Source organism: Streptomyces sp. NPDC012508 (assembly GCF_042902595.1).
Taxonomy (GTDB): domain Bacteria; phylum Actinomycetota; class Actinomycetes; order Streptomycetales; family Streptomycetaceae; genus Streptomyces.
Genome location: NZ_JBIBEO010000008.1, coordinates 54,859 through 80,790, shown reverse-complemented (window position 1 = coordinate 80,790; position 25,932 = coordinate 54,859). Strand labels below are relative to the sequence as shown.

Sequence of the window (25,932 nt, the reverse complement as noted above, 5' to 3'; positions counted from 1 at the left end):
GGGGATAACCCCCCGACCGTCCACCGGAGTCCACCAGTGACCGCGTGGCGCCTCCGACGGGAGGCTGATCGCCATGAGAAGAACAGGTCAGCAGCCCCCGACGCCCCCGGGGTCCATGGTCTCCCCGGGCAGGGCTCCGGTCACGGTCCGTACGGCGCGATGGTGTGCGACGCATCCGTGGAAGGCGATCGCCGGCTGGGTGCTCCTTGTCGTCGTGTGCATCGGGGCCGGGGCGGCCGCCGGCACCAACAAGGGCTCGTTCGCCGACTTCTGGATCGGTGAGGCGGGGCGGGCGGAGGCCATGGCCTCGGGCAGCGGACTGACGCCGCCGCCGGTCGAGCAGGTACTGATCGAGCGCACGGCCCGGACGTCCGGCGACGAACCCTCGGTCGCGGCCGAGGAGATCCGCCGGCGGATGGAGACGCTCCCGGCCGTCGAGAAGGTCGACGCCCCGGCGACCTCGTCCGGCGGCCTCGCGGTGCGGGTGGCGGTCACCTTGCGCGGCGACCGGGAGACCGCGAAGAAGGACGTCGAGACGCTCCTCGCCCAGACCGCCGAGGTCCGGCGGGCCCACCCCGGTCTGACGATCGAACAGACCGGCAGCGCCTCCATCTCCGTCGCGGTCAACGACAAGCAGGGCCAGGATCTCCAGCGGACCGAGATGATCAGCCTCCCGGTCACCTTCCTCATCCTCTTCGTCGTCTTCGGCGCGGTCCTCGCCGCCGGAATCCCCGTCCTGCTCGCCCTCTTCTCCTTCGCGGGCGCGGTCGGCCTGTACGGTCTCGCCTCCTGGATCTTCCCGGACGCGGGCGGCGCGGCGCTCAGCGTCATCTTCATGATGGGCATGGCGGTCGGCGTCGACTACTCGCTCTTCTACCTCAAGCGGGCCCGCGAGGAGCGGGATCGGTCCGGCGGCACGATCTCGCACGCCCGCGCCGTCGAACTGGCCGCCGCGACCTCGGGCCGTGCGGTCGTCGACTCCGGGTTCGCCGTCGCCCTCTCCGTCGCCGGTCTGTACCTCGTCGGGGACGTGATCTTCTCGTCGATCGCCACGGGCGCGATCCTCGTCACGCTGGTGGCGGTCGGCGGTTCGCTGACCGTCCTGCCGGCTCTGCTCGCCAAGCTCGGCCACCGGACGGACGGCGGCCGGCTCGCCCGCCGCCGTCGCGAGGGCGGCGAGGGGCGCGTGTGGGCCGCGCTGCTCCGCCCGGTCGTACGCCGCCCTCTCGTGGCGCTCCTTGCCGGCGTCGCCGCGACCGTCGCGCTGGCCGCGCCCGCGCTCGGCATGCGGCTCGGCACCGAGGGCAAGGAGACGTTCCCCGACAGCATCCCGGCCGTCGCCGCGTACGACCGCCTCGTGACGGCCTTCCCGTCCGAGGGACCCGCGCATCTCGTGCTCGTACGGGGTGAGGACCCGGCCGCGCCCCTGCGGAAGCTGGCCGGAACGACGCGCGGCGACGCGCTCTTCGCGCAGGACAGGGCGCCGGTGGTACGGGTCGCGGAAGACGGACGGACGGCGCTGCTCGTGCTGCCCGTCCCCCACGCGGCGAACTCGCCCGAGGCCGCCCGCTCGCTGGCACAGGTCCGCGGACGTCTGCTGCCCGCCGCCGTCGTCGGCACGCCGGGGCTCCAATGGGCCGTGTCCGGCGAGATCGCGGCCGGCGCCGACTACGCGGCGCACCAGGAACAGCGGCTCCCGTGGGTGATCCTCTTCGTCTCGCTCGCCACCCTGGCGATCATGTACGCCGCGTTCCGCTCGGTGGTGATGGCGGCGCTCGGCACGGTTCTCAACCTGGCCGCCGTGCTGGTCGCGTGGGGCGTCCTCACCCTGGTCTTCCAGGGGGCCTGGGCGGAGGGCCTGTTGGGCTTCGAGTCGCTGGGCTTCGTCGGCTCCCGTACGCCGCTGATGGTGTTCGCGATCCTGGTGGGGCTCTCCACGGACTACCAGATCTTCGTGGTCAGCCGGATCCGTGAGGCCGTACGGCGGGGGGTGCCGACCAGGGAGGCGGTGGTCGACGGGATCGCCGGCTCGGCGAGCGTGGTGACGAGCGCGGCGGTGATCATGGTATCGGTCTTCGTCAGCTTCCTCTTCATCGACCGCATCGAGATGAAGCAGATCGCGGTGGGTCTGACGGTCGCGGTGCTCTTCGACGCGATCGTGCTGCGCGCGGTGATCCTCCCGTCGGCGATGGCGCTCCTGGGCGACCGCGCGTGGTGGCCGGACCGGCCGACCGGGGCGCCGGCGCCGGGGCTGCGGTCCGGCGCGGTGGCCGAGGGGAAGGTCCTCGTCTGAATGACGGTCGGCTTCACCCGTTCGGCGGTATGCGGGCTGCGGGTGGCCGTCGCCGGTGGTGGGGTGGGGAGACGCACACACGCTGGACCGACAGGGGGCGCGATGCGCGACGAGTCGAAGCCGTGGATACGGAAGGACGGCTGGGCGGACCTGCCGCCCATGGAGCCGGGGCCCTCCTCGCGCGCCCGAGCCGGTGCCACCACCCCCGCCTCCACCCCCGCCTCCACCTCCGCAGCCGCGTCCGCGGCCGCGTCCGCCTCCCCGGCGGCGCGGTCCGCCGGGCGCGTCCGGGCGGCGGACGGGCGTGTCCGGGGCGCAGCTTCCGCCGCCGCGCCCCCCGCCGGGCCGACGCGGAGCCGGACCGTCGCGCCCAGCCCTCTCGACCCCGGCGCCACCCGGGACCCGTACCGCGTCCACCGGGTCCTGCGCGAGGAGTTCCCGCTCACGTTCGACCCGCTGCTGCGCGCCTGGGTCCTGAGCCGGTACGCCGACGTCGCCACCGCCCTCACGGACGCCCGGTTCACCCACGGCCACCGGCCCGGCGACCCGCCCTGCGCCCAGACGCACGTCGACGTCGACGTGGCCGAGCTGCGCAGCGTCACCGCGCGCACCGCCCATGTCCTCGCCCGCCGGATCGCCGACCGGCCCAACGCGGACCTGGTCGCGGACTTCTGCCACTGGCTGCCCGCAGGCACCGTCGCCGCCGCCGTGGGCGTGCCCTACCGGGACATGATGCGCCTGGTCCGCGGCCGCGCCGCCTCCGCGCTCGCCGGCCAGTGCACCAGCCAGATCTCGGTACGGGAGAAGGCCCTCGCCTCCTTCCTCGCCCACGTCCTCGCCGACCCGGAGCGCGCGGCCGCGCTCCGCGACGCGCCCTCGGAGCAGATCGCCCGCGCCTGGACCGAGTCGCTGCGCCACGACCCGCCCGTGCAGATCGCCGTCCGCCGCACCGCCGCCGAGGTGCGCGTCAGCGGCGGCACGATCCCGGCGGGGGAGCCCGTCGCCCTGCTGATCGGGGCCGCCTGCCGGGACCCCGAGCGCTTCCGGGACCCCGACCGCTACGACCCGCTGCGCGACGACCCCGGCCAGCTCAGCTACGGCAGCGGCGCCTGCCCCGCCGTCCTCCTCGCCGAGTTCGAGGCCGAGTACGCCGTGCGGGCACTCTTCGACGCCATGCCCCGGCTGCGGCTCGCCCACGGCTTCCGGCCCGAGCGGACCGGCCTGATCACCCGCGCCCCGCGGAGCCTTCTCGTACGCCCCGGGGGCTGAGCGCACCCCGTACACCCCCGTGCGCCCGCCCCGGCGGCTGCGCCCCGATCCGCCCCCTTCACCCCTCCCGTGCCGGCCGGCGGCCGAGCAGCGCCACCGGACGGGCGTCGAAGAGCTCCGCCGGCTTCACCGCCCCGCCCGCGAACTGCCGTACACCGTCGAGGAGATCGAACCAGGTGCCGGGCGGCAGGATCAGCTCCGTGTCCTGCCAGCCGCCCGCCTCCGCCAGCCGCAGCGGCAGTCGCGTGACTGCCGTCACCGCCTCCGCCGACGCGCCCTCGCCGCGGGCGAAGGCCAGGCAGTGCGGCGCCGCGGCCCCGGTCACGGTCAGCGGGGTGTACGAATCGGGCGCGGCGAAGGCCTCGGGGTGCAGCCGCCGCAGCGCGAGCGCCGCGCGGACCACCGCCGTCTTGTCGTCGTCCTCGCCGACCGTGAAGGGCCTCCGGTTGTCCGGGTCGACCAACGCCCGGTACTCCCGCTCGGTCCCCTGGTAGAGCTCCGGCACCCCAGGCATCGTCAACTGGACCAGCGTGGCGCCCAGTTGCTGAGCCCGGATGTGCGGCTCCAGGGCGAAGGCCGCCTCCGAGGCCGCCCGGAGCGGAATCCGGCCGGGTCCGGCGGCCACGAACTCGGTCACCGCCCGCTCGTACGCCGGATCGGGCTCGGTCCAGCTCGTCTGCAGCCCCGCCTCCCGTACGGACTTCAGGACAGCGGGACCGAGCCGCTCCGGGTCCGGCGTGCCGAAGCCGAACGCGGTCTGCCACGCCGTCCATGCCAGGTGCGGGTCCGGCGCGGGCACGCCGGCCACCTCCTCCAGCAGATCCCGCCACACGGACGGGCATTGGGAGAGGACCGCGATACCGGCGCGGAGGTCCGCGCTGCGCTTGGTGTCGTGCGTGGACAGGACGGTCCCGGTCGCGGGCCAGTCCCGGGAGAGCCGGAGACAGTACGCGTGGAACTCCTCGATCCCGATCGCCGGCCGCCCGGGGTCGCCGCCCACCTCGTTCGCCGACAGGAGAGGCGTGTAGCGGTAGAAGGCGGTGTCCTCCACGGACTTGGCGCGCAGCGCCGACGAGGTCTGCGCGAACCTCGCCCGGAACGCCCGGTGTTCGGGGCCCTCGCCGTACCGCCCCAGCGCCAGGCCGCGTACGGTGTCGACGGCCGTGGCCTCCTCCGGTACCGCGAAGGCTGCCGTCGCGCCCCGGGCGGCTTCCGGGGTCAGCACCGACTCGTCTCCCTCGCGGTAGAAGCGGTAGACCGGGACGCGGACGAGGAGCTCACGGATCGCGGTGGTCAGGGCCCAGGGGGCGTGGTCGCGCAGCGCGGGATCGGCGGCGCAGATCCGCTCGGCGAGCCGGGTCAGCGCGGCGGTCTCCGCCGCCAGCTCGTGCGTCACCACCTCGTACGCGGCCCGGCGGGCCGTCGCCTCCCAGGTGCCGCCGCGGTCTCCGGCACGGCCCGCGAACTCCCGGTACACATCGGAGAGTTCGGCGGCGCCGACTCCGTCCACGAAGACGCCGTCCACGTACCGCAGCGCGTCGTAGCCGGTCGTCCCCGCCACCGGCCAGGCGGCAGGCAGCGGCTCGGGGCCGGTGAGGATCTTCTCCACGACCGTCCAGCAGCGGCCGCCCGTCGCCTCCCTCAGGCGCCGCAGATAGCCCTCGGGGTCGGCGAGGCCGTCCGGGTGGTCGATCCGCAGCCCCTCGATCACCCCGTCCCTGACCAGCCGGACGATCGTGCCGTGCGTCGCGTCGAAGACCTCGGGATCCTCGACCCGTACCCCGATCAGCTCCGAAATGGTGAAGAACCGACGGTAGTTGAGCTCCGTGCGGGCCAGTCGCCACCACCCGAGCCGGTACCACTGCGCGTCCAGCAGCTCGGGCAGGGGAAGCCCCTCCGTGCCCTCGCGGAGCGGGAAGGTCTGGTCGTCCAGGTGCAGCGCTCCGTCGGCAACCCTCATCCGCTCCCGTACGTCCGGGAGCCGGGCCGGCAGCACGGGCAGCAGGAGGCGGCCGTCCCCCGCCTCCCAGTCGATGTCGAACCAGCGGGCGTAGGGCGATTCCGGTCCCGCGCGGAGCACGTCGCGCAGCGCGTGGTTGTGCGTGGGTGACGTGGCCATGTGGTTGGGCACCAGGTCCACGACCAGGCCGAGACCGTGCGCCCGGGCGGTCGCGGCGAGGGCCCGCAGCCCCTCCTCGCCGCCCAGCTCGGCCCGGATCGTGCGGTGGTCGGTCACGTCGTAGCCGTGCGTCGAGCCGGGCACGGCCTCCAGGACGGGGGAGAGGTGGAGGTGGGACACCCCGAGGCCGGCGAGATACGGGACGGCCCGCTCGGCGGCCGAGAAGGGGAACTCCGGCTGGAGTTGGAGCCGGTAGGTGGCGGTGGGAACGGTCCGGGCGGTGGGCGGGGTCGGGAGCGAGGACGTCATGCGAACGTACGTACCCGGCGCGGAGGCTTCTGTGTCATCGCCCCATGCGCCCGTTCGGGTGCATCGCGTTAGGTTCTGGCGATGCTCCGTATGTATCGCGACACCCTGTCCCTCCTCGGACCGGTGCTCCCGGTCCTCTCGTTCCTGGGGCGGCTGCCCACCGCCATGTGTCAGCTCGGCAGCCTGCTCCTGGTCGCCGAGACGAGCGGATCCCTGACGACGGCGGGTCTCGCGGGCGGCGCGCTCGCGGCGGGGCAGACGGTCGCGGGGCCGGTCATCGGCAGGCTCGCCGACCGGCGCGGACAGCGCGGAGTGGTCCTCGTGGCGTCCCTCGCCAACGCGGTCGCCGTCGCCGCGCTGGTCCTCGCGGCCCTCGCCCATGCGGCGACCGGCTGGCTGATCGCCCTCGGCGCGCTCGCCGGCGCGACCGTCCCCCAGATCGGCCCGCTCGCCCGGACCCGCTCGGTCGCCCTGGCCCGGCGCTCCGGCGCCGACGACCGCGCGGTCGGCACGGTCCTCTCCTTCGAAGGCACCCTCGACGAGGTGTCCTTCGTCCTCGGCCCGGCCCTGGTGGGCCTCGCCGCCGCCCTCGCCCACCCGGCGGCGGCGCTCCTGACGGCCTCGGCCCTCCTCGCGACCTGCGGCACGGCGTTCGCCCTGCACCCGTCGGCCCGGGCGGCCGAGGGTGGTGCGACGGCCGTCACCACCCGTACGGGCGCCGCCGAACGGGGGCGGCTGCCGAGGTCCGCGTACGCCCTTCGGATCACGATGGTGCTTCAGGGCGCCATGTTCGGTGCCTCGCAGGCCGGTATCACCGCGCTCACCGAGAAGCTCGGGGCGCCCGCGCAGGCCGGGCTCGTCTACGCGGCCATGGGCGTGATGAGCGCCGCCGTCGGCCTCTCGATGGCCGCCGTGCCCGCGCGGATCGGCCTGCCGACCCGCTGGCGGGCCGCCACCGCCGCACTCGTCGTCCTCTCGGGCCCGCTCGTCCTCGTCGACTCGCTGCTCGCCCTGTACGCGGTCGTGATCGTCCTCGGTGCCGCCTACGCGCCGCACCTCATCACCGTGTTCGGGCTCACCGAGCGGACCGTTCCGCCCTCGAGGCTGGCCGAGTCGATGGCCTTCCTCACCAGCGGGATCGTCGGTGGCCAGGCCCTCGCGCTCGCCCTCTCCGGCCGCCTCGCGGACACCCACGGCGCACCGGCCGCCTTCGCGGTGGCGGTCGTCGCGGCCGTCCTGTGCGCGGTGCTGTCCTGGTCGGTCCGCACCCGGCTTCCCGCGGCCGACGCCCGGCCGGCCGGGGCGGAAGCCGCGGTGAAGGCCTGACAGAGGCGGCGGGCGGGAGCCGTAAGCCCCCGCCCGCCACCCTCTCGTGCCGCCTAGGCGGGGCGTTTCAGTACCGTCAGGCTCAGCGGCGCCAGTGTCACCCGTTCGCCGGCCGCGACCTTGGGGCCCTCCTGCGGCGGGATGCCCTCCGGGTGGGAGGTGTCCACGACGACCCGCCAGCTCTCGCCGTGGTTGATCGGGACCTCGAACTCCAGCTCCTGCGCCGACGCGTTGAACATCAGCAGGAACGAGTCGTCCGCGATCCGTTCTCCCTGCAGCCCCGGCTCCGAGATCGCGTTGCCGTTCAGGAAGACCGACAGGGCCTGCGCGTGCGCCGCCTGCCAGTCCCGCGCCGTCATCTCCTCGCCCTCCGGCGTGAACCAGGCGATGTCGGTCAGCTCGTCGTGCGTGCCCTCCACCGGACGCCCGTGGAAGAAGCGCCGACGCCGGAAGACCGGATGGTCCCGTCGCAGCCGCACCATCGCCCGGGTGAACTCCAGCAGGGTGCCCTCCTCCGAGGCGCCCGGCTCCGGCCAGCGCACCCACGACACCTCGTTGTCCTGGCAGTACGCGTTGTTGTTGCCGCCCTGCGTCCGGCCGAACTCGTCGCCGTGGCTGAGCATCGGCACACCCTGCGAGAGCATCAGCGTCGCGAGGAAGTTCCGCATCTGCCGGGCCCGCAGCTCCCGGATCCCGATGTCGTCCGTGTCGCCCTCGGCGCCGCAGTTCCAGGACCGGTTGTAGCTCTCGCCGTCCCGGTTGCCCTCCCCGTTCGCCTCGTTGTGCTTGCCGTCGTAGCTGACGAGATCGCGCAGCGTGAAGCCGTCGTGGCAGGTCACGAAGTTGACCGAGGCCAGCGGCCGGCGGCCGTCGTCCTGGTACAGGTCGGACGAGCCGGTGAGCCGGGACGCGAACTCGGCGAGCGTGCGCGGCTCGCCGCGCCACAAGTCCCGTACGCAGTCCCGGTACTTGCCGTTCCACTCGGTCCACAGCGGCGGGAAGTTCCCCACCTGGTAGCCGCCCTCGCCGACGTCCCACGGCTCGGCGATCAGCTTCACCTGGCTGACCACCGGGTCCTGCTGCACCAGGTCGAAGAAGGACGACAGCCGGTCCACCTCGTGGAACTGCCGGGCGAGCGTCGCCGCCAGATCGAAGCGGAAGCCGTCGACGTGCATCTCCGTCACCCAGTACCGCAGGCTGTCCATGATCAGCTGCAGCACGTGCGGGGAGCGCATGAGCAGCGAGTTGCCGGTGCCTGTGGTGTCCGTGTAGTACCGCCGGTCGTTCGCGAGGCGGTAGTACGAGGGGTTGTCCAGGCCCCGGAAGGAGAGCGTGGGGCCCAGGTGGTTGCCCTCCGCGGTGTGGTTGTAGACCACGTCGAGGATGACCTCGATCCCCGCCTGGTGCAGGGCCCGTACCGCCGACTTGAACTCCAGGACCTGCTGGCCCCGGTCGCCCCAGGAGGCGTAGGCGTTGTGGGGGGCGAAGAAGCCGATCGTGTTGTAGCCCCAGTAGTTGGCGAGCCCGGCGTCCACCAGACGGTGGTCGTTGACGAACTGGTGCACCGGCATCAATTCGAGGGCCGTGACACCCAGTTCCTTCAGATGCCCGATTACCGCCGGGTGGGCGAGCCCCGCGTACGTCCCGCGCAGCTCCTCCGGCAGCTCCGGGTGGAGCATGGTCAGGCCCTTCACATGGGCCTCGTAGATCACCGTCCGGTGGTAGTCCGTACGTGGGCGCCGGTCGTCGCCCCAGTCGAAGTACGGGTTGACCACGACCGAGGTCATCGTGTGCGGCGCCGAGTCGAGGTCGTTGCGGGAGTCCGGCCGCCCGAAGTGGTAGCCGTACACCGCCTCGCCCCACTCGATCGAACCCGAGACCGCACGGGCATAGGGGTCCAGGAGCAGCTTCGCCGAGTTGCAGCGCTGCCCGCGTTCCGGTGCGTACGGACCGTGGACACGGAAGCCGTAGCGCTGACCCGGCATCACTCCCGGCAGATAGGCGTGCCGGACGAAGGCGTCCGTCTCGCGCAGCTCCACCGCCGTCTCCGAGCCGTCGTCATGGATCAGACACAGCTCGATCCTGTGGGCGGCCTCCGAGAAGACCGCGAAATTTGTTCCGGCGCCGTCGTAAGTGGCGCCCAGGGGATACGCCTGTCCCGGCCAGACCTGCATAGATAAGACTCTTCCATTCTGATCCGGGTGTGGGGGTGTACTCCGGCCAGATCCTGCCCGAAAGTGGGGCAACCTCCTAGGACTTCGCCCCGCCCTGCCGGGTGCGCGTTCATCGGAAATACGTTCGAAGATCGCTCGGATGTGTGACGTGTCAGGGGTTTGCGGCCCGGCCGTCACCCCCGCCCGCCCCAGGTCAACCTGGGGTTCCCCTGCACCGCCCCGGACGGGTCCGGCGTCGGGCGGCCGTCCGCCGACCGGGCCTCCCGCTCGCGTCCAGGGGTCTCACCGGTATGAATCCGCTCACTCCGGCCTTGGCGGTGGCACGGAACGGCGCTCGGATTCAGGGGAGTTGAGCAAGCAGCCTGCCGATCCTGCTGCACCGCCTCCCGCTCGGGGAGTACCCTTCCTTGATCGTCGACAGACGGTGGGATCGGGCGTCCAACAGCAGAAGGCGGTGCGCGGGTGAGCTCGGGAGGTCTGGAGCTGCCCCCAGGTGACGCGGGTCACGAGGGGGGCCCGCCCGACCCCGTGGACGTACCGCCCGGAGCGGTCTCCGTCGCCAGGCCGATGGAGATCGGGGCGGAGCTCGACTGGGGCGCCGAGGCCTGGAGCGAGGTGCGCACCCGCGCCCAGCGGGCCGGGCGGGCCTATATCTGGCTGAATCTCGTCGAGCAGCGGCTGCGTGCGGTGGTGGCCGCCGTGCTGCGGCCGGTGTACGAACCGGTGCACGGCGACGACTGGGTCGTGGCCGCGGCCGGGCCCGCCGGACAGGAGTGGGTGCAGCGGGCCGTCGCCGTCCGCGAGGTCTCACGGCGCAAGGGCTACCTCCTGGACCCGGCCGACGACAACGTTCTCAGCTTCCTCACGCTCCCGCAGCTGCGGGAGCTGATGGTGCAGCACTGGCCGTGCTTCGAGCCGTACTTCGACGACCGGCGCGAGGTCGAACTCGCCCTCGACGAGCTGGAGGTGACGCGTAACGTCGTCTCCCGCAACCGCGCCCTGTCGACGACCGTCCTCGCCCAGTCCGAGCGGGCCTCGGCGCGGCTCCTGGAGATCCTCGGCAGCGGCGCGGGCGTACCGTCCGCGGACCGGTTGCCGGTCGACGCGGTCGAGGACCTCGTGGGCGACCGGTACGCGGACGTGGTCTCCGTCCACCCCGACCGGGTGCGGCTGCAGCGCCAGCTGCCGGCCGAGGATCTCTTCGGCGGGGCCCGCCGCCTCGACGCCACGGGCATAGGCCTGAACCTCCTCGTGCAGAACTTCTCCGGGCGGCGGCTGGTGCGGCTCGCCGAGTCCGGCTGTCGCATACGCCTGCTCTTCCTGAATCCGGCGAGCAGCGCCGTGAAGCGGCGTGAGCGGGAACTCGGTCTGAAGAAGGGCGAGTTGAGCCGTTCGGTGGAGATGAACATCCTCCATATGCGGCGGGTGCGGGCCCGGCTCCGTGACCCGGACGCCTTCCAGATCCATGTCTTCGACGAGACCCCGCGCTTCACGGCGTACCTGGTGGACGGGGACGGCCCGGACGGGCTCGCCGTCGTCCAGTCGTATCTGCGGAAGGCGCGAGGGATGGAGGCGCCGGTGCTCGTGCTGCGCGGGGGCGGCCGGAACGTGGTGCGTTCCGGACAAGTCGCGCGTGACGGTGAATACGGACTTTTCGCTACATATCGCGAGGAGTTCGAGTCGGTCTGGCTCGACTCCCGCCCGGTCTCCTGAGGGCCTGGGACCAGAGCCCGAGGGGCGTTGTCAGTGGCTCGTGCGAGGGTGTTCAGCACCACGGGGGAGATCACGTAAGGAGGACCCGATGGCTTGGCACGGGGAAGCGCTGGTCGGATTCGACCTGGAGACGACCGGTACCGAACCGCTGGAGGCGCGGATCGTCACGGCCTCGGTCGTCGGCGTCCACGGCGGGCAGGTGGTGCGGCAGCAGGACTGGCTCGCCGACCCCGGGATCCGTATCCCGGCGCAGGCGTCCGCGATCCACGGCATCAGCAGCGAGCGGGCGGCCGCCGAGGGCCGGCCGGTCGTCGAGGTGGCCGACGAGATCGCCGAGACGCTCACCGGTTACTGGACGCAGGGCATCCCGGTCGTGGCGTACAACGCCTCGTTCGACCTCACGCTCCTCTCCGCCGAGCTGCGCCGCCACGGCCTGCCCTCGCTGAGCGAGCGGCTGGGCGGCGCCCCGATAGGCCCCGTCGTCGACCCGTACACCATCGACCGGGCCGTCGACCGCTACCGCCGCGGGAAGCGGACCCTGGAAGCGGTCTGCGCCGAGTACGGCGTCGTCCTCGACACGGCCCACCAGGCGGCCGCCGACGCGCTGGCCGCGGTACGGGTGGCCGTCGCGATAGCCGAGCGGCACGCGCCGGTGGCCGCGCTGACCCCGGCGGAGCTGCATGAGCGTCAGATCGACTGGTACCGCGCCTGGGCCGAGGACTTCCAGGACTTCCTGCGCCGCAAGGGCACCCCGGAGGCGGTCGTCGACCCGTCCTGGCCGCTGCGTGAGCTCGCGCCGGTGGCCGGCTGACGGACCGCCCCCCGGCCCGGCGGGTCCGCCCCGACCGTCCTGCCCGGAGTTCCTGTCCAGACCGTCCCGAGCTCCCGTGCCTCCCGTCCCGCCCGGACCTGTCGCCGCGGCCGGAGCCGTCAGCCGATCGGGTTCTCCGCCAGGAAGTCCAGGAGCAGCGCGTTGACACGGTCCGGCTGGTCCAGCTGGAGCCAGTGGCCCGCCTCCTCCATGCGCTCGTAGCGCCAGGTGCCGTCCACGTGCTTACCGGTGCCGGTCATGGACTGCTCGGTGAGGAAGCGGTCGCCGGTGGACCAGACGCCCATGACCGGGCCCGGCAGCGGAGGGACGGGCTGCGCCGGGCCGAACTGGACGTCGGCGGGCAGGCCCGCCCGGTAGACGTTAAGGGCGGCGGTGAGCGCGCCCGGCGCCCGCAGCTGCTCGACGATCGCTTCCGCGTCCGGGTGCTCGCCCAGCATCTCGCGGAAGTTGGCGAAGTCGTCGCGTCGGAGCCACTCCTCGGCCACGCCCTCCAGCTGGAAGAGGAGCATGTACCAGGACCGCTGCTTCTGCTCCCACCCCGCGCCGAGAATCGACGCGGCGTGTCCCACCGACAGGATGGTCAGGGACGCCATCCGGTCGGGGATGACCCGGGCGAGCCCCTGGACCATGCCCGAGCCCCAGTCGTGACCGACGAGATGGACCCGGTCGATCTCCAGCCGGGCGAGGAGTTCGAGCAGATCGCCGACGTGCTTGGCCGGGTGGTACGCCGCCGCGCCGCCCTCAGGCCGACCGGACGCGCCGAAGCCCCGCAGAGTGGGAGCGACGCAGGTGTACCCCGCCGCGGTCAGGGCCGGCACCTGGTGGCGCCAGAGATGGTGGCTGTCGGGGAAGCCGTGCACCAGCAGGACGGCCGGACCCTGGCCGCTCACCTCGACGTCGAGCGTCACCTCGGACAGTTCCACACGCATCACAACACCCCGATCGTGAGTGGAAATTCGAGTGGCGGGACCCCTGAGGTCAGAAGGGGTACCACCGCACCTCGGGATCACCCTCTCGCAGCGATGCCACCCGCCGCTCGAATTCGGCCAGCGCCCTGGGGTTCGTGGGCGCGTGCTGGGCGACCCAGGCGCAGCTTGCCGTCTCGCGTGCCCCGCGCAGCACCGCGCACCCCTCCCACTTCCGTACGTCCCAGCCGTACGCCTCGGTGAAGGCGTCGTGGGCGGCCGGGTCGAGTCCGTACCGGTCACGGGAGAGGGCGAGCACCACCAGATCGTGTTCGCGCAGATCGGAGGAGAAGGTCTCCAGGTCCACCAGGACCGGCCCGTCCGGGCCGACATGGACGTTCCGGGGGAGGGCGTCGCCGTGGATCGGGCCCGGTGTGAGGTGCGGGGTGAGCGCGGCCGCCGCGGGGGCGAAGGCGTCACGCCGCTCGCGCAGGAACTCCGCGTCGGCCGGGGCGACGGCGTCGCCGGCGAGCCGCAGCCACCGCTCGACCCCGCCCAGCAGGTCGCGGCGCGGGAGCGTGAAGCCGTCCGGCTCCGGCAGGGCGTGGATCCGCCGCAGCAGGGGCGCCAGGTCCCGCGGCTCGGCCGGGCGTACGGCCTCGGGCAGCCGGTGCCAGAGGGTGACCGGGTGGCCGTCGACCAGCCGGGGTTTCGGCTCCGCCGCCCGTACGGCCGGTACGTCCGTCGCGGCCAGCCAGTCCGCGAGGGCCAGCTCCCGTTCGGCGCGGGGGAGCAGTTCGGCGTCCCGGCCGATCTTCACCACCAGCTCGCCCAGGGCGAAGACCGCGTTCTCGCCGAGCGCGAGGAGCCGCGGCTCCGGCCCGCCGGTCGCGGCGCCGCCCGTGTCGCTCGTCGACAGCCCCGCGGCGGCCAGGATCTCCCGTGCCCGCGCCTCGTCCATCCGTCTCTCCCAGCTGCCCCGATGCCTGTGCGAATCAGCCAAAGTCTCGCATCCGTGCAGGTGGCCTTGACGGACCGACGGCCCGTCAGGACCATGACGGAGGCCGGTGCAGCGTGGCAAAAGGCACAAAGGGGTCGATCTGTGAGTGTGGCGACCGCGACGAAGCGGCCCGGCGGAACAGCTGCCGCCGGCAAGAGACCCGGAGCCGGGCGGGACCACGGCGCCTGGTTCCTGGTGCTGCCCGCCCTCATCCCCATCCTGATCCTCAGCGTCGGCCCCCTGCTCTACGGCATCGCGCTCGCCTTCACCGACGCGCAGTCCGGCCGCACCCAGGCCACCCAGTGGGTCGGCACCCTCAACTTCCAGGACCTGCTGTACGACACGCTGTTCTGGGACTCTTTCCGGATCGGCCTGCTCTGGGCCGTCGGCGTCACCGTCCCGCAGTTCCTGCTCGCCCTCGGCCTCGCGCTGCTGCTCAACCAGAACCTCCGCTTCCGCTGGCTGGCCAGGGCGCTCGCGATCATCCCCTGGGCCATGCCCGAGGTCGTCGTCGGCATCATGTGGCGGCTCGTCTACAACCCCGACGCCGGCATCCTCAACGAGACCATCCGGGATCTCGGCCTCGGCGACGGACGGGACTGGCTCACCGGACTCGCCACCGCCCTGCCCGCCGTGATCGTCGTCGGCATCTGGGCCGGAATGCCGCAGACCACGGTCGCCCTGCTCGCCGGCCTGCAGAACACCCCGCACGAACTCCACGAGGCCGCCGCCCTCGACGGCGCGGGCGCCTGGCGCCGCTTCCGTACCGTCACCTGGCCCGCCCTCAAGCCGGTCGCCCTCGCCATCACGGCCCTCAACTTCATCTGGAACTTCAACTCCTTCGCCCTGGTCTACGTGCTGACCAACGGCGGACCCGGCGGCCGCACCCGGCTCCCCATGCTCTTCGCCTACGAAGAAGCCTTCCGCTACGGCCAGTTCGGCTACGCCGCCGCGATGGGCTGTGTCATGGTCGCCGTCATCTCCGTGCTCCTCGCCCTCTATCTCGTCGGCCGGCTGAAGGGGGACCAGGACCGGTGAGCACGCTCCGTACCAGCAGACCGGCACGGTTCGGCCAGTACCTCGCGCTCCTCGCGTATCTGGTCTTCCTTGCCTTCCCGTTCCTCTGGCTGATCTCCACCGCCTTCAAGCCGGCGACCGAGCTCGGCTCGCTCCACCCGACCTGGATCCCCGAGGACCCGACCCTCGCCAACTTCCGGCAGGCGTTCGACGAGCAGCCGCTGCTCCGGGCCGCCGCGAACAGCCTGATCGCGGCCCTGGCCGCCGCCCTGATCGCCGTAGTCATCGCCACGCCCATGGCCTATGTGATGGCCCGGCACCGCGGCCGGCTCTCCACGGCCGCCACCGGCTGGGTCGTGATCAGCCAGGCCTTCCCCTTCGTGCTGGTGATCATCCCGCTCTTCCTCGTCCTGAAGAACCTGCACCTGATCAACAGCCTCTTCGGCCTCGTCCTGGTGTACGTCGTCTGGTCGCTGCCCTTCGCGCTGTGGATGCTCGTCGGGTACGTACGGGCCGTGCCGGCCGAGCTGGAGGAGGCCGCGGCCGTCGACGGGGCCGGGAAGCTCCGTACGCTCGTCTCGGTCACCGCCCCGCTGCTCGCGCCCGGCATCGTCGCCACCGCGCTCTTCGCCTTCATCACCGCGTGGAACGAGTTCTTCTTCGCGCTCGTCCTGCTCAAGACCCCGGAGAAGCAGACCTTGCCGGTCGTCCTCACCCATTTCCTCGGCGCGGAGGGCGTCGCCGACCTCGGACCGCTGGCCGCGGCCGCGTTCCTCGCCACGATCCCCTCGCTGGTCATCTTCGCGATCATCCAGAAGCGCATCACGGGCGGGATGCTGGCCGGGGCGGTGAAGTCCTGATGCGTGTACGGAGGTTCACGGCCGCCGCCGCCACGATCGCGCTGCTCCTGACCGGCTGCTCGGCGGGGGACGAGCCCGGCGACGGACCCGTACGGCTCCGCTTCCAGTCCCTGGCCTGGCAGAAGGAGTCCGTCGACGCCAACAAGGAGCTGGTGGCGGAGTGGAACGCCGCCCACCCCGACATCCAGGTCGACTACGTCCAGGGCAGCTGGGACTCCGTCCACGACCAGCTCCTCACCTCCTTCGAGGGCGGCGAGGCGCCCGACATCATCCATGACGCCTCCGACGACCTCGCCGACTTCGCGTACGGCGGCTATCTGGCCGATCTGACCGACCTCCTGCCCGAGCGGCTCAAGGCCGACATCCCGGCGCGCAGCTGGGAGACCACGACCTTCGGCGACGGGATCTACGGCGTGCCGTTCCTCCAGGAGCCGCGCGTGATCATGGCCAACAAACAGATCCTCGAGTCCTCCGGCGTCCGCCTCCCGACCCCCGAACATCCCTGGAGCTGGGAGGAGTTCCGCCAGATCACCAAGGACCTGACCGCAGCCATGGGCAAGGGGAGGTACGCGGTCGCCTGGCCACTCAAGGAGCCGGTCTCGGTCAGCCTCAACCTGGGCCTCTCGGCCGGCGGGCAGCTCTTCCACCGCGGCCCCGACGGCAAGGTGACCGTCCGGTTCACCGAGCAGGACGACATCGTGCCCGGCACCATCCACGACCAGGTCAACACCGACCTCAGCGCCTCGCGTTCGACGCTCGGCACCGGCGGCTCCGACGCCCTGCCGGGCTTCTTCGGCGGCAAGTACGCGATGGTGCCGCTCGGGTTCTCCTACCGCCAGCAGATCACCCAGCAGGCGCCCAAGGGCTTCGAGTGGATCGTCCTGCCCGCGCCCGCCGGCGCGGAGGGACTCGCGCAGGGCGTCAGTCCGCAGACGCTCTCCCTCGCCGAGGACAGCCCGCACAAGAAGGAGGCGGCGCAGTTCCTCGACTTCTTCCTCCAGCCGGCGAACATGGTCCGCCTCGCCCGCGGCGACTGGATGCTGCCCACCGGGACGGCGGCCCTCGCGGACCCGTCGCTCCACACCCCGAAGGACGGGTGGGCGACCGGCGCCGCCGTGGCCGCGCATCTGCGTTCCGCCCCCGCGCAGTCGGTCCGGGGCTATCCGGAGTGGAAGGACAAGGTGGCCACCCCGGCCTACCAGGAGTACTACAGCGGGGCGATCGACGCGGCGGAGCTGCGCGAGCGTCTGGAGGAGGACGGCAACCTCGTCCTCGCCCGCTACCAGCGCGATTGAGTCACCCCGCGCACGTGAAGTGAGCCACCCCTCGCACGTGAGGGGCGCTTCGCACGCAATGAACTGGACGAGACGTCTCGTCTCGCTTACTGTGAAGCCATGACCGCCACCCCGCGCCCCGCGCACATCGCCATGTTCTCCATCGCCGCCCACGGCCATGTGAATCCGAGCCTCGAAGTGATCCGCGAGCTCGTCGCCCGCGGGCAACGCGTCAGCTACGCCATCCCCGCCTCCTTCGCCGACAAGGTCGCCGCCACCGGCGCCACCCCCGTCGTCTACACGTCCACGCTTCCGACCGACGAGGACCCGGACGCGTGGGGCACCGAACTGATCGACAACATCGAGCCCTTCCTCCATGACGCGATCCAGGTCCTGCCCCAGCTCGCGGAGGCCTTCGACGGCGACCGGCCGGACCTCGTCCTCCACGACATCACCGCCTACCCGGCACCCGTCCTCGCACACGGGTGGGGTGTGCCCGCCGTGGGACTCTGGCCGAATCTCGTGCCCTGGGAGGGGTACGAGGAGGAGGTGGCCGAGCCCATGTTCGCCGAGCTCAAGGCCTCCGAGCGGGGCAAGGCGTACTACGCCCGCTTCGAGAACTGGCTGACCGAGCACGGTGTCGACACCCACCCCGACCGGCTCATCGCCCGCCCCCGCCGGGCGATCGTGCTCATCCCGCGTGCCCTCCAGCCGCACGCCGACCGGGTCGACGACTCCGTCTTCACCTTCGTCGGCGCCTGTCAGGGCGACCGGGCCGACCAGGGGGAGTGGCACCGGCCGGCCGGCGCGGAGAAGGTGCTCCTGGTCTCCCTGGGCTCGGCCTTCACCAAGCAGCCGGACTTCTACCGGGCGTGCGTCGCCGCGTTCGGCGACCAGCCCGGCTGGCACGTCGTGCTCCAGATCGGCGCGTTCGTCGACCCGGTGGAGCTCGGGGAGATCCCCGCCAACGTCGAAGTGCACTCCTGGGTACCTCAGTTGGCGATCCTGAGGCAGGCGGACGCCTTCATCACCCACGCGGGGGCGGGTGGCAGCCAGGAGGGGCTCGCCACCGCCACCCCGATGGTCGCGGTCCCGCTGGCCACCGACCAGTTCGGCAACGCCGACATGCTCCAGTCCCTGGGGGTGGCCCGTCATCTGCCGATGGAGGAGGTGACCGCCGAGCGTCTGCGCGAGGCCGTCCTCGCCCTCGTCGGCGACCCCGAAGTGGCCCTCCGCGCCAAGGAGGTCCAGGAGCGAATGGCGAACGAGGGGGGAACGCCCCGCGCGGCGGACCTGATCGAGGCCGAACTCCCGTAACGCACCCCGCTCAAGGCCCCCGGAAATGCCCGGGGGCCTTACGTGTGCGGTGAGTTGGGGCGAGATGCCCCATAGATTATTACGAAGTCTTGTTGAGTAAATCACAGCTGCATGAAGGTCTTGATTTGCACTCGTCAATGAGCAAGGGTTTCGAGGCAGCCGCCGGAGAACTTCCTTCCGGAGGCTCAACCCCCCACAAATCCTGACGAGGAGTCCCCTCTTCATGGCAATACACAAGCGTGTCCGCCGGACGAAGCTCATCGCCGTCTCGACCGCGATCGCAGCAGCGGCCGGAGTCACCGTCATCGTCAGCCCGTTCGCCGGCGCGGCCCCCGCACCCGCCCTCGGAACGGTCCACGGCCTCGGCGTCGAAGGCGCCGTCGCCGGCAGTTACATCGTTCTGCTGGACGAGAAGGCCGACAAGGGCGACCTCGCGGAGGAGTACGGCGGCACCCTGCGCCGCAGCTACGACTCCGCCGTCAACGGCTTCTCGGTGAACGGCCTTTCGGAGACCGAGGCCAAGCGCCTCGCCGCCGACCCGGCCGTCGCCAAGGTCGTCCAGAACAAGAAGTTCACCATCAACGCGACCCAGGACAACCCGCCGTCCTGGGGCCTGGACCGGGTCGACCAGGCCGACACCGCCGGCGACTCCAAGTACACCTACCCGGACACCGCGGGTGAGGGCGTGACGGCCTACGTCATCGACACCGGAGTCCGCGTCACGCACAAGGACTTCGAGGGCCGCGCCACCTCCGGCTTCGACGCCGTCGACAACGACGACGACGCCTCGGACGGCAACGGCCACGGCACCCACGTCGCCGGCACCATCGCCGGCGCCGCGCACGGTGTCGCCAAGAAGGCGAAGATCGTCGCCGTCCGCGTCCTCGACGACAACGGCTCGGGCACCACCGAGCAGGTCGTCGCCGGCATCGACTGGGTAACCAAGAACCACCAGGGCCCGTCCGTCGCCAACATGAGCCTCGGCGGAGGCGCCGACCCGGCCCTCGACGAGGCCGTGCAGAAGGCCATCGCCTCCGGCGTCACCTTCGGTGTCGCCGCGGGCAACGAGTCCTCCGACGCCGGCCAGGGCTCCCCCTCCCGCGTGAAGGAAGCCATCACCGTGGCCTCCTCCACCAAGGAGGACCAGCAGTCCGACTTCTCCAACTTCGGTGCTGTGGTCGACCTCTACGCCCCGGGTTCGGACATCACCTCGGCGTGGAACGACAGCGACGAGGGCACGAAGACCATCTCCGGCACGTCGATGGCGACCCCGCACGTGGTCGGCGCCGCCGCCGTCTACCTCGCGGCCCACCAGGACGCCACGCCGGACCAGGTCGCCAAGGCGCTCGTCGACGGCGCCACCGCGGACAAGATCAGCAACCCGTCCTCGGGCACCGCGAACAAGCTGCTCAAGATCGTCGAGTAACCGAGCAGCAGCAACCGGCGGTCGCCGTGCCCTCCCCCACGGGGCACGGCGGCCGCCTTATCGTGTGGCCATGACGACGACGTACGCCGCGCTGCTGCGCGGGATCAATGTGGGCGGACACCGCAAAGTTCCGATGGCGGAGCTCCGTTCACTGCTCGAAGGGCTCGGCCACCGCGATGTCCGGACCTATCTGCAGAGCGGCAACGCCGTCTTCACCACCGACACCGACGAGCTGACCGACGAGGAACTGACCACGGCGATCGAGGACGCCATCGAGAAGCGGTTCGGCTTCCGCGTCGACTGCCTCGTCCGCGACGCCGCGTACCTCGCCGCCGTCGCCGACGCCTGCCCGTTCCCGGCCGCGGAACTCGAGGGCAAGCAGCTCCACGTCACCTACCTCTCCGAGGGGGTCACCCCCGAGCGGTTCGCCTCGATCGACCGGACCGCCTTCCTGCCGGAGGAGTTCCGGCTCGGCGAGCGCGCGCTCTACCTGTACGCACCCGAAGGCCTCGGCCGGTCCAAGCTCGGCGAGGCGCTCTCCCGCCCCGCCCTCTTCAAGGGGATCGTGGCCACCAGCCGCAACTGGAACACCGTGGTCAAGCTCGTGGAGATGACCCGGGACTGATCCGGTAGGAGTCCCGGCCGCCCCGAAGTGGCCCGGTCGACGGAACCGTGAATGGACCGGAGGAGGCGGCCACCCGCTGGCTACGCTCCTTGACATGACCACCGAGACACCACCGAAGCCCGTCGTCGACTTCTACTTCGATCCCGCCTGCCCGTTCGCCTGGATCACCTCCCGCTGGATGCTCGAGGTCGAGCGCCACCGCGACATCGAACTGCGCTTCCGGGTGATGAGCCTGTACTTCCACAACATCGGCAACGAGCTCCCCGACTGGTACCGGGAGCTGGTCGACAAGTCGATCGGCCCGGTGCGGGTGGCGGCCGCGGCCGCCGAGCGGCACGGCGGCGAGGTCCTGCGCGATCTCTACACCGCGTACGGCAAGCGGATCCACCAGGACAGGAACAAGGACTTCGACGCCGTGATCGCCGAGGCCCTCGCCGAGTCCGGGCTCCCCGCCGACCTAGCGGCGGCGGCCCACGACCCGTCGTACGACGAGGCGGTCCGGCGCAGCCACGACGCCGGGAAGGACCCCGAGGCGGACGGCTACGTCGGCACGCCGACCATCCATGTCGACGGCACCGTCTGGTTCGGCCCGGTGCTCCGCGCCATCCCCCGCGGCAAGGAGGCGGTCGACCTCTTCGACAGCTTCCGCGTGCTCGCCGGCCACTCCGACCTCTTCGAGCTCAAGCGGACCCGGACGGGCGGGCTCGACTTCGGCTGACCGAGGAGCGGGTGGCCTCATCGGTCGTCGAGCAGTCCTCGAGCAGTCGGCGCGCGACGAGCGCGAGTCCGGCCCGCGCCAGGCCCGACGGCGTGGTGAGGTCGATGTCCAGCGTCCGCCCGATCTGGTCGATCCGGCGGGCGACGCTGCTGTGGTGCAGATGGAGCAGGTCCGCCGCCTGACGCAGTGAGCCGGTGGCGCAGTACGCGTCCAGGGTCTCCAGGTCGTCCGGGTTGTCGGCGAGGCGAGCCACCGCGGCCACGTCGGTGTTGTCGCGGGCGACGTCGTGAGGCACCTCGGCCAACAGCGCCAGCGCGCCCAGGTCGCCGTGGTGGACCACGGGTTCACGCGCGCTGGTGAAACGGAGGGCGGTCCGGGCCTCCCGCCAGGACCGGTCCGGGCTCTCGGCGGCGCCGATGCCCGCCCGTACGCCCGCCGGAATCCGGTCCCGGTCCACGGCGGTGGCCAGGACCACGCCGACATCGGCGAGCGGAGCCGCCTTCACCAGACGGCCCGGGCAGACCAGGCCACCGATCCGGTCGAGCGGAAGCCGTGAGCGTACGGCGAGGACGCGGACCGGCAGGTCGGCGGCGAAGCCCAGGAGGCGCAACGCCCGTGCCCGGGCGGCCTCGTCCGTGTCGCTGCTGATGACCAGTTCGACGAGGGCGGGGTCGGCCATGGTGGTCGTGGCCGGGCCGTACCGCTCGACGACCGCCGCGGCGGCGAGCGCCAGCCGGTCGAGCAGGACCGCATCGAGCGGGCCGGGCGGGCCGGGGCGTTCCAGCCAGACCGAGCCGATCTCCTCCTCGTCGAGGGTGATCGGTACCGAGGTGGAGGCGGGCGCCGCCGGGGCGGACGCCTCCCGGCCGTCGGGCCCGACCCGGATCACCCGGCCCGTTCCGTGAAGCCGTAAGCCCGCCACGCACTCGGCCAGGCCGGCCGAGGCCCGGGTCAGAGCGGGAAGATCCACCCGGCGGCGCATCAGCGTGTCGTAGAACGCCACGACCCTGATCGCGCCCTCGACGTACGGATCCACTCCCGACAGACGAACGGCCAGTGCCTCCATGGGAGAAGGATAGAAGCGAGTTGCGCGGATCGGTGCGCCGAACGGTGCGTGATCGGGGGAGGAAGCGCGACGAAGGTCGCTGACGCCCGGTGGGCGGAGGCCGCGAGGATGGCCGACATGGATCCCGAACTCGAAGCGTTCCTCCCGTTCATCCCGAAGCCGGACTACTCCGATCCGGTCGCCATCCGCACCGACTTCGCCGAACGCGCCGCCGCGTTCCCGACGCCGGACGCCACCGGCATGGAGATCGAGAACCGCACGGTGCCCGCCGATCCGGACGTGGCGGTGCGGATCTACCGCCCGCACCAGGCACAAGGCGCCGTCATCTGGCTGCACGGCGGCGGATTCGTCTTCGGCGACCTGGACACCGAGCATCCGTGGGCCACCCGGATCGCCCTCGGCTCCGGCGCGGTGGTGATCTCGGTCGACTACCGCCGCTCTCCCGAGCACCCGTTCCCGGCCGCGCTGGACGACACGTACGCCGTCCTCGCCTGGGCGGCCGAGCACGCCGCCGACCTCGGCATCGACCCGGAGCGGATCGCCGTCGGCGGGCACAGCGCCGGCGCCTGTCTCGCCGCCGCGACGGCGCTACGGGCCCGCGACCAGCAGGGCCCGCCGATCCGCTTCCAACTCCTCAACCAGCCCGGGCTCGACGACCGCCAGGAGACGTGGTCGCAGCGGACCTTCACCGACACGCCCTGGGTGGACCGGGGCACGCTCACCACCGTGTGGCGCCACTACCTCGGCGCCCGGGCCGCCACTCCGTACGCCGCCCCGGCACGCGCCACCGATCTGTCCCGGCTGCCGCCGGCCTATGTCACCACCGCGGAGTTCGACCCGGTCCGCGACGAGGGGATCGAGTACGGGCTGCGCCTGCTGCAGGCGGGCGTCCCGGTCGAACTCCACCACTATCCCGGCACCTTCCACGGCTCGCAGACGATCCTCTCCGCGGAGGTCTCACAGCGCCAGATCGCCGAACTCGCCGCCGTCCTGCGGCGCGCGCTTGCTCCCTAGGGGCAGGAGACGTGCGACGACGCGAACGCCCTCGCCGGGGTCCCACGGCGTAGGTGTGCGCCGGGCGGGCTCGGCCGGCTAGCCCGCGGCCCGCGTCGCGAGGGGCTTCGCCGCCGGCGCGTGGCACTCCTCGTACCGGTCGACGAGCAGCTGGGCGAGCTCCGGTGACGGGCCGAGGACGTCCGCCAGGACGTCGGCCTCGGCCGCGCCCGCGGCGATACGGTCCGGCAGGCGTCCGGGGGCGATGACGTACGGGGCCACCGCCACCCGGCGCACGCCGTCGGCGCGCATCGCGCGAACCGCGTCCTCGGTCCTCGGAAGGGATGCGGAGGCGAACGCAGGCCGCACGGAGCACCAACCGGTGCGCCGCAGCTCCCGCGCCGTTTCTGCGATCGCTGCGATCGCCTCCGGGTCTGTGGATCCGGCCGAGGCCAGGACGACCCCGGTCGTGCGCTTCATCTCGTCGACGGCCCGGTGCCACGCGGTGGTCCCTGCCGGGGGTCCGGGGGTTGTCCCCCGGGTAGACGCAGGTGCGATCGCTGCGATCGCCTCCGGGTCTGTGGATCCGGCCGAGGCCAGGACGACCCCGGTCGTGTTCCTGGTGGCGGGCGTCAGGCCGGCCTCGTACAGGCGCCGCTGCACCGCCGCGACAAGCAGCGGCGAGGGGCCGAGCACCTCCGCCTGGCGGATCCGCAGACCCGGCGGGGCCTGCCGCAGTACGGCCGGGATGTCGGCCTTCGCGTGGAAGGCGCGGGTCAGCAGCAGCGGCAGCGCCACCACGTCCCGTACCCCCTCCGCCGCGAGCCGGTCGAGCACCCCGGCCACCGACGGGAGGTTGAAGTCGAGGAACGCCGTCTCCACGCGCAGCCCCGGCCGCAGCGAGCCGGCCCGGCGCACCAGCGCGTGCACGGTCGCGGCGTGCCGCGGATCGCGGCTGCCGTGGGCGACGACGAGGAGGACAGGGGCGCTCATGGTCAGCCCTTCACCAGCAGGCCGCGTCCGCGCAGCACCGCGCGCTCCAGCGGACTGAAGATCAGCAGGTCGATGGCGACACCGACCAGCAGGATCAGGATGATGGCGAGGAAGATCCCCGGCATGTCGAAGTTGTTCCGGCCGTTCTCCAGCAACTGGCCGAGACCCAGACCCAGATCGGGCGACGAGGCGATGATCTCGGCGGCCATCAGCGAGCGCCAGGAGAACGCCCAGCCCTGCTTCAGACCCGCGAGATAGCCCGGCAGCGCGGCCGGCATCACGATGTGCCAGGCGCCCTTGAGCCCGGTCGCGCCGAGCGTGCGCCCTGCGCGCAGGAAGAGCGGCGGGACCTGGTCGACACCGGCGACCAGGCCGTTGGCGATCGACGGGACGGCGCCCAGCAGGATCACCGCGTACATCATCGAGTCGTTGAGGCCGATCCACAGCACGGCCGGCGCCACCCACGCCACCGACGGCAGCGACTGCAGGCCCGCGAGCACCGGTCCGATCGCCGCCCGCACGACCTTCACGCGGGCGACCAGCAGACCCAGCGGCGTACCGATGGCGAGCGCCATCAGGAAGCCGAGCAGGGCTCGCGACACGCTCGTCCAGAGCACTTCGAGGAGCGTGCCCTCCAGCCACATCGTGGTCAGGCTGTCCCAGACGGCGGACGGCGCGGGCAGCTTGGACTCGTCGGTGACCTCGGCCATGACGAGCAGCTGCCAGACCGCGAGGACCAGCAGTACGGCCACCACCGGCGGCAGGACCTTCTTCACGAGGACCTCGCGCAGCGGAGTACGGCGCACCTGCACCGCGTCCAGTGCGTCGAGGCCCGCCTCCAGGCCGGCCAGGTCGTCGGCCTTCGAGGCGCTTGCGGCCTTCGGGCCCGTCGTATCAGTGCTGGCCATGACGGCGGATCTCCCCACGCAGTTCTTCGGTGATCTCGACGGACAGTTCCGCCACGTCGGCGTCCTCGATGCGGCGCGGCTGCGGGATGTCGATGGTCCACTCCCGTGCGATCCGCCCGGGCCGGGACGACAGCAGCACCACGCGCTCGGCAAGCCGCACGGCCTCCCGCACGTTGTGGGTCACGAACAGCACCGAGAGGTTCGTCTCGCGCCAGATCCGCGTCAGCTCGTCGTGCAGCACGTCCCGCGTGATCGCGTCGAGCGCGGCGAACGGCTCGTCCATCAGCAGCAGGTCGCTGTCCTGGGCGAGCGCACGGGCCAGGGCGACGCGCTGGCGCATACCGCCGGACAGCTCGTGCACCCGCTTGCGGTACGAGCCGCCGAGCCGCACCAGGTCGAGGAGGCGCTCCGCCTCCGGGCGCCGCTCGGACTTCGGCACCCCGCGCAGGCGCAGGGCCAGTTCGATGTTCTTGCCCGCGGTCAGCCACGGGAAGAGGGCGTGCTCCTGGAACATCAGGGCAGGCCGGCCTCCGGGGGTCTCGATGGACCCCGCGGACGGCCGGTCGAGCCCGGCGACCAGGTTGAGCAGGGTGGACTTCCCGCACCCGGACGCGCCGAGGAGCGTGACGAACTCACCCGGGGCGACGTCGAGCGAGATGTCGTCAAGGACGAGCTGCCCTCCGGCGGGCCCGCCGAAGGACTTCGAGACATGAGCGATCCGGGCGGCGTGCGTCACCGTCGCACGGTCCTCGGCCTTGGCGAGCGTCGTGGTCGTGGCCATGGTCGTCACCTCCT

21 protein-coding genes are annotated in these 25,932 nt (G+C 72.2%); 13 read left to right on the top strand and 8 right to left on the bottom strand.

Annotated features, from left to right (window positions below):
• Nucleotides 1-73 precede the first annotated feature (73 nt).
• Nucleotides 74-2,293, top strand: coding sequence for an MMPL family transporter (locus ACFY8U_RS26395; RefSeq protein ID WP_389574333.1), 2,220 nt, complete (start codon nt 74-76; stop codon nt 2,291-2,293).
• A 102-nt stretch (nt 2,294-2,395) separates the two neighbouring features.
• Nucleotides 2,396-3,562 carry a cytochrome P450 gene (locus ACFY8U_RS26390; protein ID WP_389574331.1) on the top strand — a complete coding sequence of 389 codons (1,167 nt, stop codon included), beginning with the start codon at nt 2,396-2,398 and terminating at the stop codon, nt 3,560-3,562.
• A 58-nt stretch (nt 3,563-3,620) separates the two neighbouring features.
• On the opposite strand, the gene treY is transcribed toward ACFY8U_RS26390, so the two are convergent.
• The gene (gene treY, locus ACFY8U_RS26385; RefSeq protein WP_389574328.1) at nt 3,621-5,990 is read right to left on the bottom strand and encodes a malto-oligosyltrehalose synthase; all 2,370 of its coding nucleotides are present in this window, start codon (nt 5,988-5,990) and stop codon (nt 3,621-3,623) included.
• A 90-nt stretch (nt 5,991-6,080) separates the two neighbouring features.
• Here treY and ACFY8U_RS26380 point away from each other — a divergent pair, with 90 nt between their 5' ends.
• Nucleotides 6,081-7,316, top strand: a complete 1,236-nt coding sequence (locus ACFY8U_RS26380; protein WP_389575021.1) for an MFS transporter — start codon at nt 6,081-6,083, stop codon at nt 7,314-7,316.
• Between the two features lie 53 nt (nt 7,317-7,369).
• On the opposite strand, the gene glgX is transcribed toward ACFY8U_RS26380, so the two are convergent.
• The gene (gene glgX, locus ACFY8U_RS26375) at nt 7,370-9,490 is read right to left on the bottom strand and encodes a glycogen debranching protein GlgX (RefSeq protein ID WP_389574325.1); all 2,121 of its coding nucleotides are present in this window, start codon (nt 9,488-9,490) and stop codon (nt 7,370-7,372) included.
• A 462-nt stretch (nt 9,491-9,952) separates the two neighbouring features.
• Between glgX and ACFY8U_RS26370 the strand changes: the two genes are divergently transcribed.
• Nucleotides 9,953-11,203 (top strand): SAV2148 family HEPN domain-containing protein, encoded by a 1,251-nt coding sequence (locus ACFY8U_RS26370; RefSeq protein WP_361602255.1) that lies wholly within the window; start codon nt 9,953-9,955, stop codon nt 11,201-11,203.
• Between the two features lie 88 nt (nt 11,204-11,291).
• Nucleotides 11,292-12,014, top strand: coding sequence for an exonuclease domain-containing protein (locus tag ACFY8U_RS26365; RefSeq protein WP_389574322.1), 723 nt, complete (start codon nt 11,292-11,294; stop codon nt 12,012-12,014).
• A 119-nt stretch (nt 12,015-12,133) separates the two neighbouring features.
• On the opposite strand, the gene ACFY8U_RS26360 is transcribed toward ACFY8U_RS26365, so the two are convergent.
• On the bottom strand, nt 12,134-12,964 hold the full coding sequence (locus tag ACFY8U_RS26360; RefSeq protein WP_389574319.1) for an alpha/beta fold hydrolase: 831 nt from the start codon (nt 12,962-12,964) through the stop codon (nt 12,134-12,136).
• A gap of 49 nt (nt 12,965-13,013) precedes the next feature.
• Nucleotides 13,014-13,901: a phosphotransferase enzyme family protein gene (locus ACFY8U_RS26355; protein ID WP_389574316.1), complete on the bottom strand. Its 888-nt coding sequence runs from the start codon at nt 13,899-13,901 to the stop codon at nt 13,014-13,016.
• Nucleotides 13,902-14,048: 147 nt separating this feature from the next.
• On the opposite strand from ACFY8U_RS26355, the gene ACFY8U_RS26350 reads away from it, so the two are divergent.
• The 7 genes from ACFY8U_RS26350 to ACFY8U_RS26320 all read left to right on the top strand — a co-directional run bounded on the left by ACFY8U_RS26350 (nt 14,049) and on the right by ACFY8U_RS26320 (nt 21,177).
• Nucleotides 14,049-14,978, top strand: a complete 930-nt coding sequence (locus ACFY8U_RS26350; protein WP_389575019.1) for a carbohydrate ABC transporter permease — start codon at nt 14,049-14,051, stop codon at nt 14,976-14,978.
• Nucleotides 14,975-15,817, top strand: coding sequence for a carbohydrate ABC transporter permease (locus tag ACFY8U_RS26345; protein ID WP_389574313.1), 843 nt, complete (start codon nt 14,975-14,977; stop codon nt 15,815-15,817). Before ACFY8U_RS26350 ends, ACFY8U_RS26345 begins: the two co-directional genes overlap by 4 nt.
• The gene (locus tag ACFY8U_RS26340) at nt 15,817-17,112 is read left to right on the top strand and encodes an ABC transporter substrate-binding protein (protein WP_389574310.1); all 1,296 of its coding nucleotides are present in this window, start codon (nt 15,817-15,819) and stop codon (nt 17,110-17,112) included. The genes ACFY8U_RS26345 and ACFY8U_RS26340 overlap by 1 nt, the downstream gene beginning before the upstream one ends.
• A 99-nt stretch (nt 17,113-17,211) precedes the next feature.
• Complete coding sequence (gene mgt / locus ACFY8U_RS26335) at nt 17,212-18,408, top strand: macrolide-inactivating glycosyltransferase (protein ID WP_389574307.1); 1,197 nt, start codon at nt 17,212-17,214, stop codon at nt 18,406-18,408.
• A gap of 223 nt (nt 18,409-18,631) precedes the next feature.
• Complete coding sequence (locus tag ACFY8U_RS26330) at nt 18,632-19,834, top strand: S8 family serine peptidase (protein ID WP_361602273.1); 1,203 nt, start codon at nt 18,632-18,634, stop codon at nt 19,832-19,834.
• 70 nt (nt 19,835-19,904) lie between these two features.
• Nucleotides 19,905-20,459: a DUF1697 domain-containing protein gene (locus ACFY8U_RS26325; RefSeq protein ID WP_389574305.1), complete on the top strand. Its 555-nt coding sequence runs from the start codon at nt 19,905-19,907 to the stop codon at nt 20,457-20,459.
• A gap of 94 nt (nt 20,460-20,553) precedes the next feature.
• A complete protein-coding gene (locus ACFY8U_RS26320) occupies nt 20,554-21,177 on the top strand; it encodes a DsbA family protein (protein WP_389574302.1) in 624 nt (207 codons plus the stop codon).
• Here the strand turns inward: ACFY8U_RS26320 and ACFY8U_RS26315 are convergent.
• The gene (locus ACFY8U_RS26315; RefSeq protein ID WP_389574299.1) at nt 21,140-22,243 is read right to left on the bottom strand and encodes a helix-turn-helix domain-containing protein; all 1,104 of its coding nucleotides are present in this window, start codon (nt 22,241-22,243) and stop codon (nt 21,140-21,142) included. The two genes, ACFY8U_RS26320 and ACFY8U_RS26315, sit on opposite strands and share 38 nt — an antisense overlap.
• A gap of 117 nt (nt 22,244-22,360) precedes the next feature.
• Here ACFY8U_RS26315 and ACFY8U_RS26310 point away from each other — a divergent pair, with 117 nt between their 5' ends.
• Entirely contained in the window at nt 22,361-23,257 is an 897-nt protein-coding gene (locus ACFY8U_RS26310) for an alpha/beta hydrolase (RefSeq protein ID WP_389574296.1), read from the top strand.
• A gap of 78 nt (nt 23,258-23,335) precedes the next feature.
• Here ACFY8U_RS26310 and ACFY8U_RS26305 read toward each other — a convergent pair whose 3' ends face one another.
• Genes ACFY8U_RS26305 through ACFY8U_RS26295 form a run of 3 tightly spaced genes read right to left on the bottom strand, consistent with a single transcriptional unit; the run spans nt 23,336 to nt 25,918 of the window.
• The gene (locus ACFY8U_RS26305) at nt 23,336-24,229 is read right to left on the bottom strand and encodes a sirohydrochlorin chelatase (protein ID WP_389574294.1); all 894 of its coding nucleotides are present in this window, start codon (nt 24,227-24,229) and stop codon (nt 23,336-23,338) included.
• A 2-nt stretch (nt 24,230-24,231) separates the two neighbouring features.
• On the bottom strand, nt 24,232-25,137 hold the full coding sequence (locus ACFY8U_RS26300; protein WP_389574291.1) for an ABC transporter permease: 906 nt from the start codon (nt 25,135-25,137) through the stop codon (nt 24,232-24,234).
• Entirely contained in the window at nt 25,124-25,918 is a 795-nt protein-coding gene (locus ACFY8U_RS26295) for an ABC transporter ATP-binding protein (protein WP_361674436.1), read from the bottom strand. The genes ACFY8U_RS26300 and ACFY8U_RS26295 overlap by 14 nt, the downstream gene beginning before the upstream one ends.
• Nucleotides 25,919-25,932 lie beyond the last annotated feature (14 nt).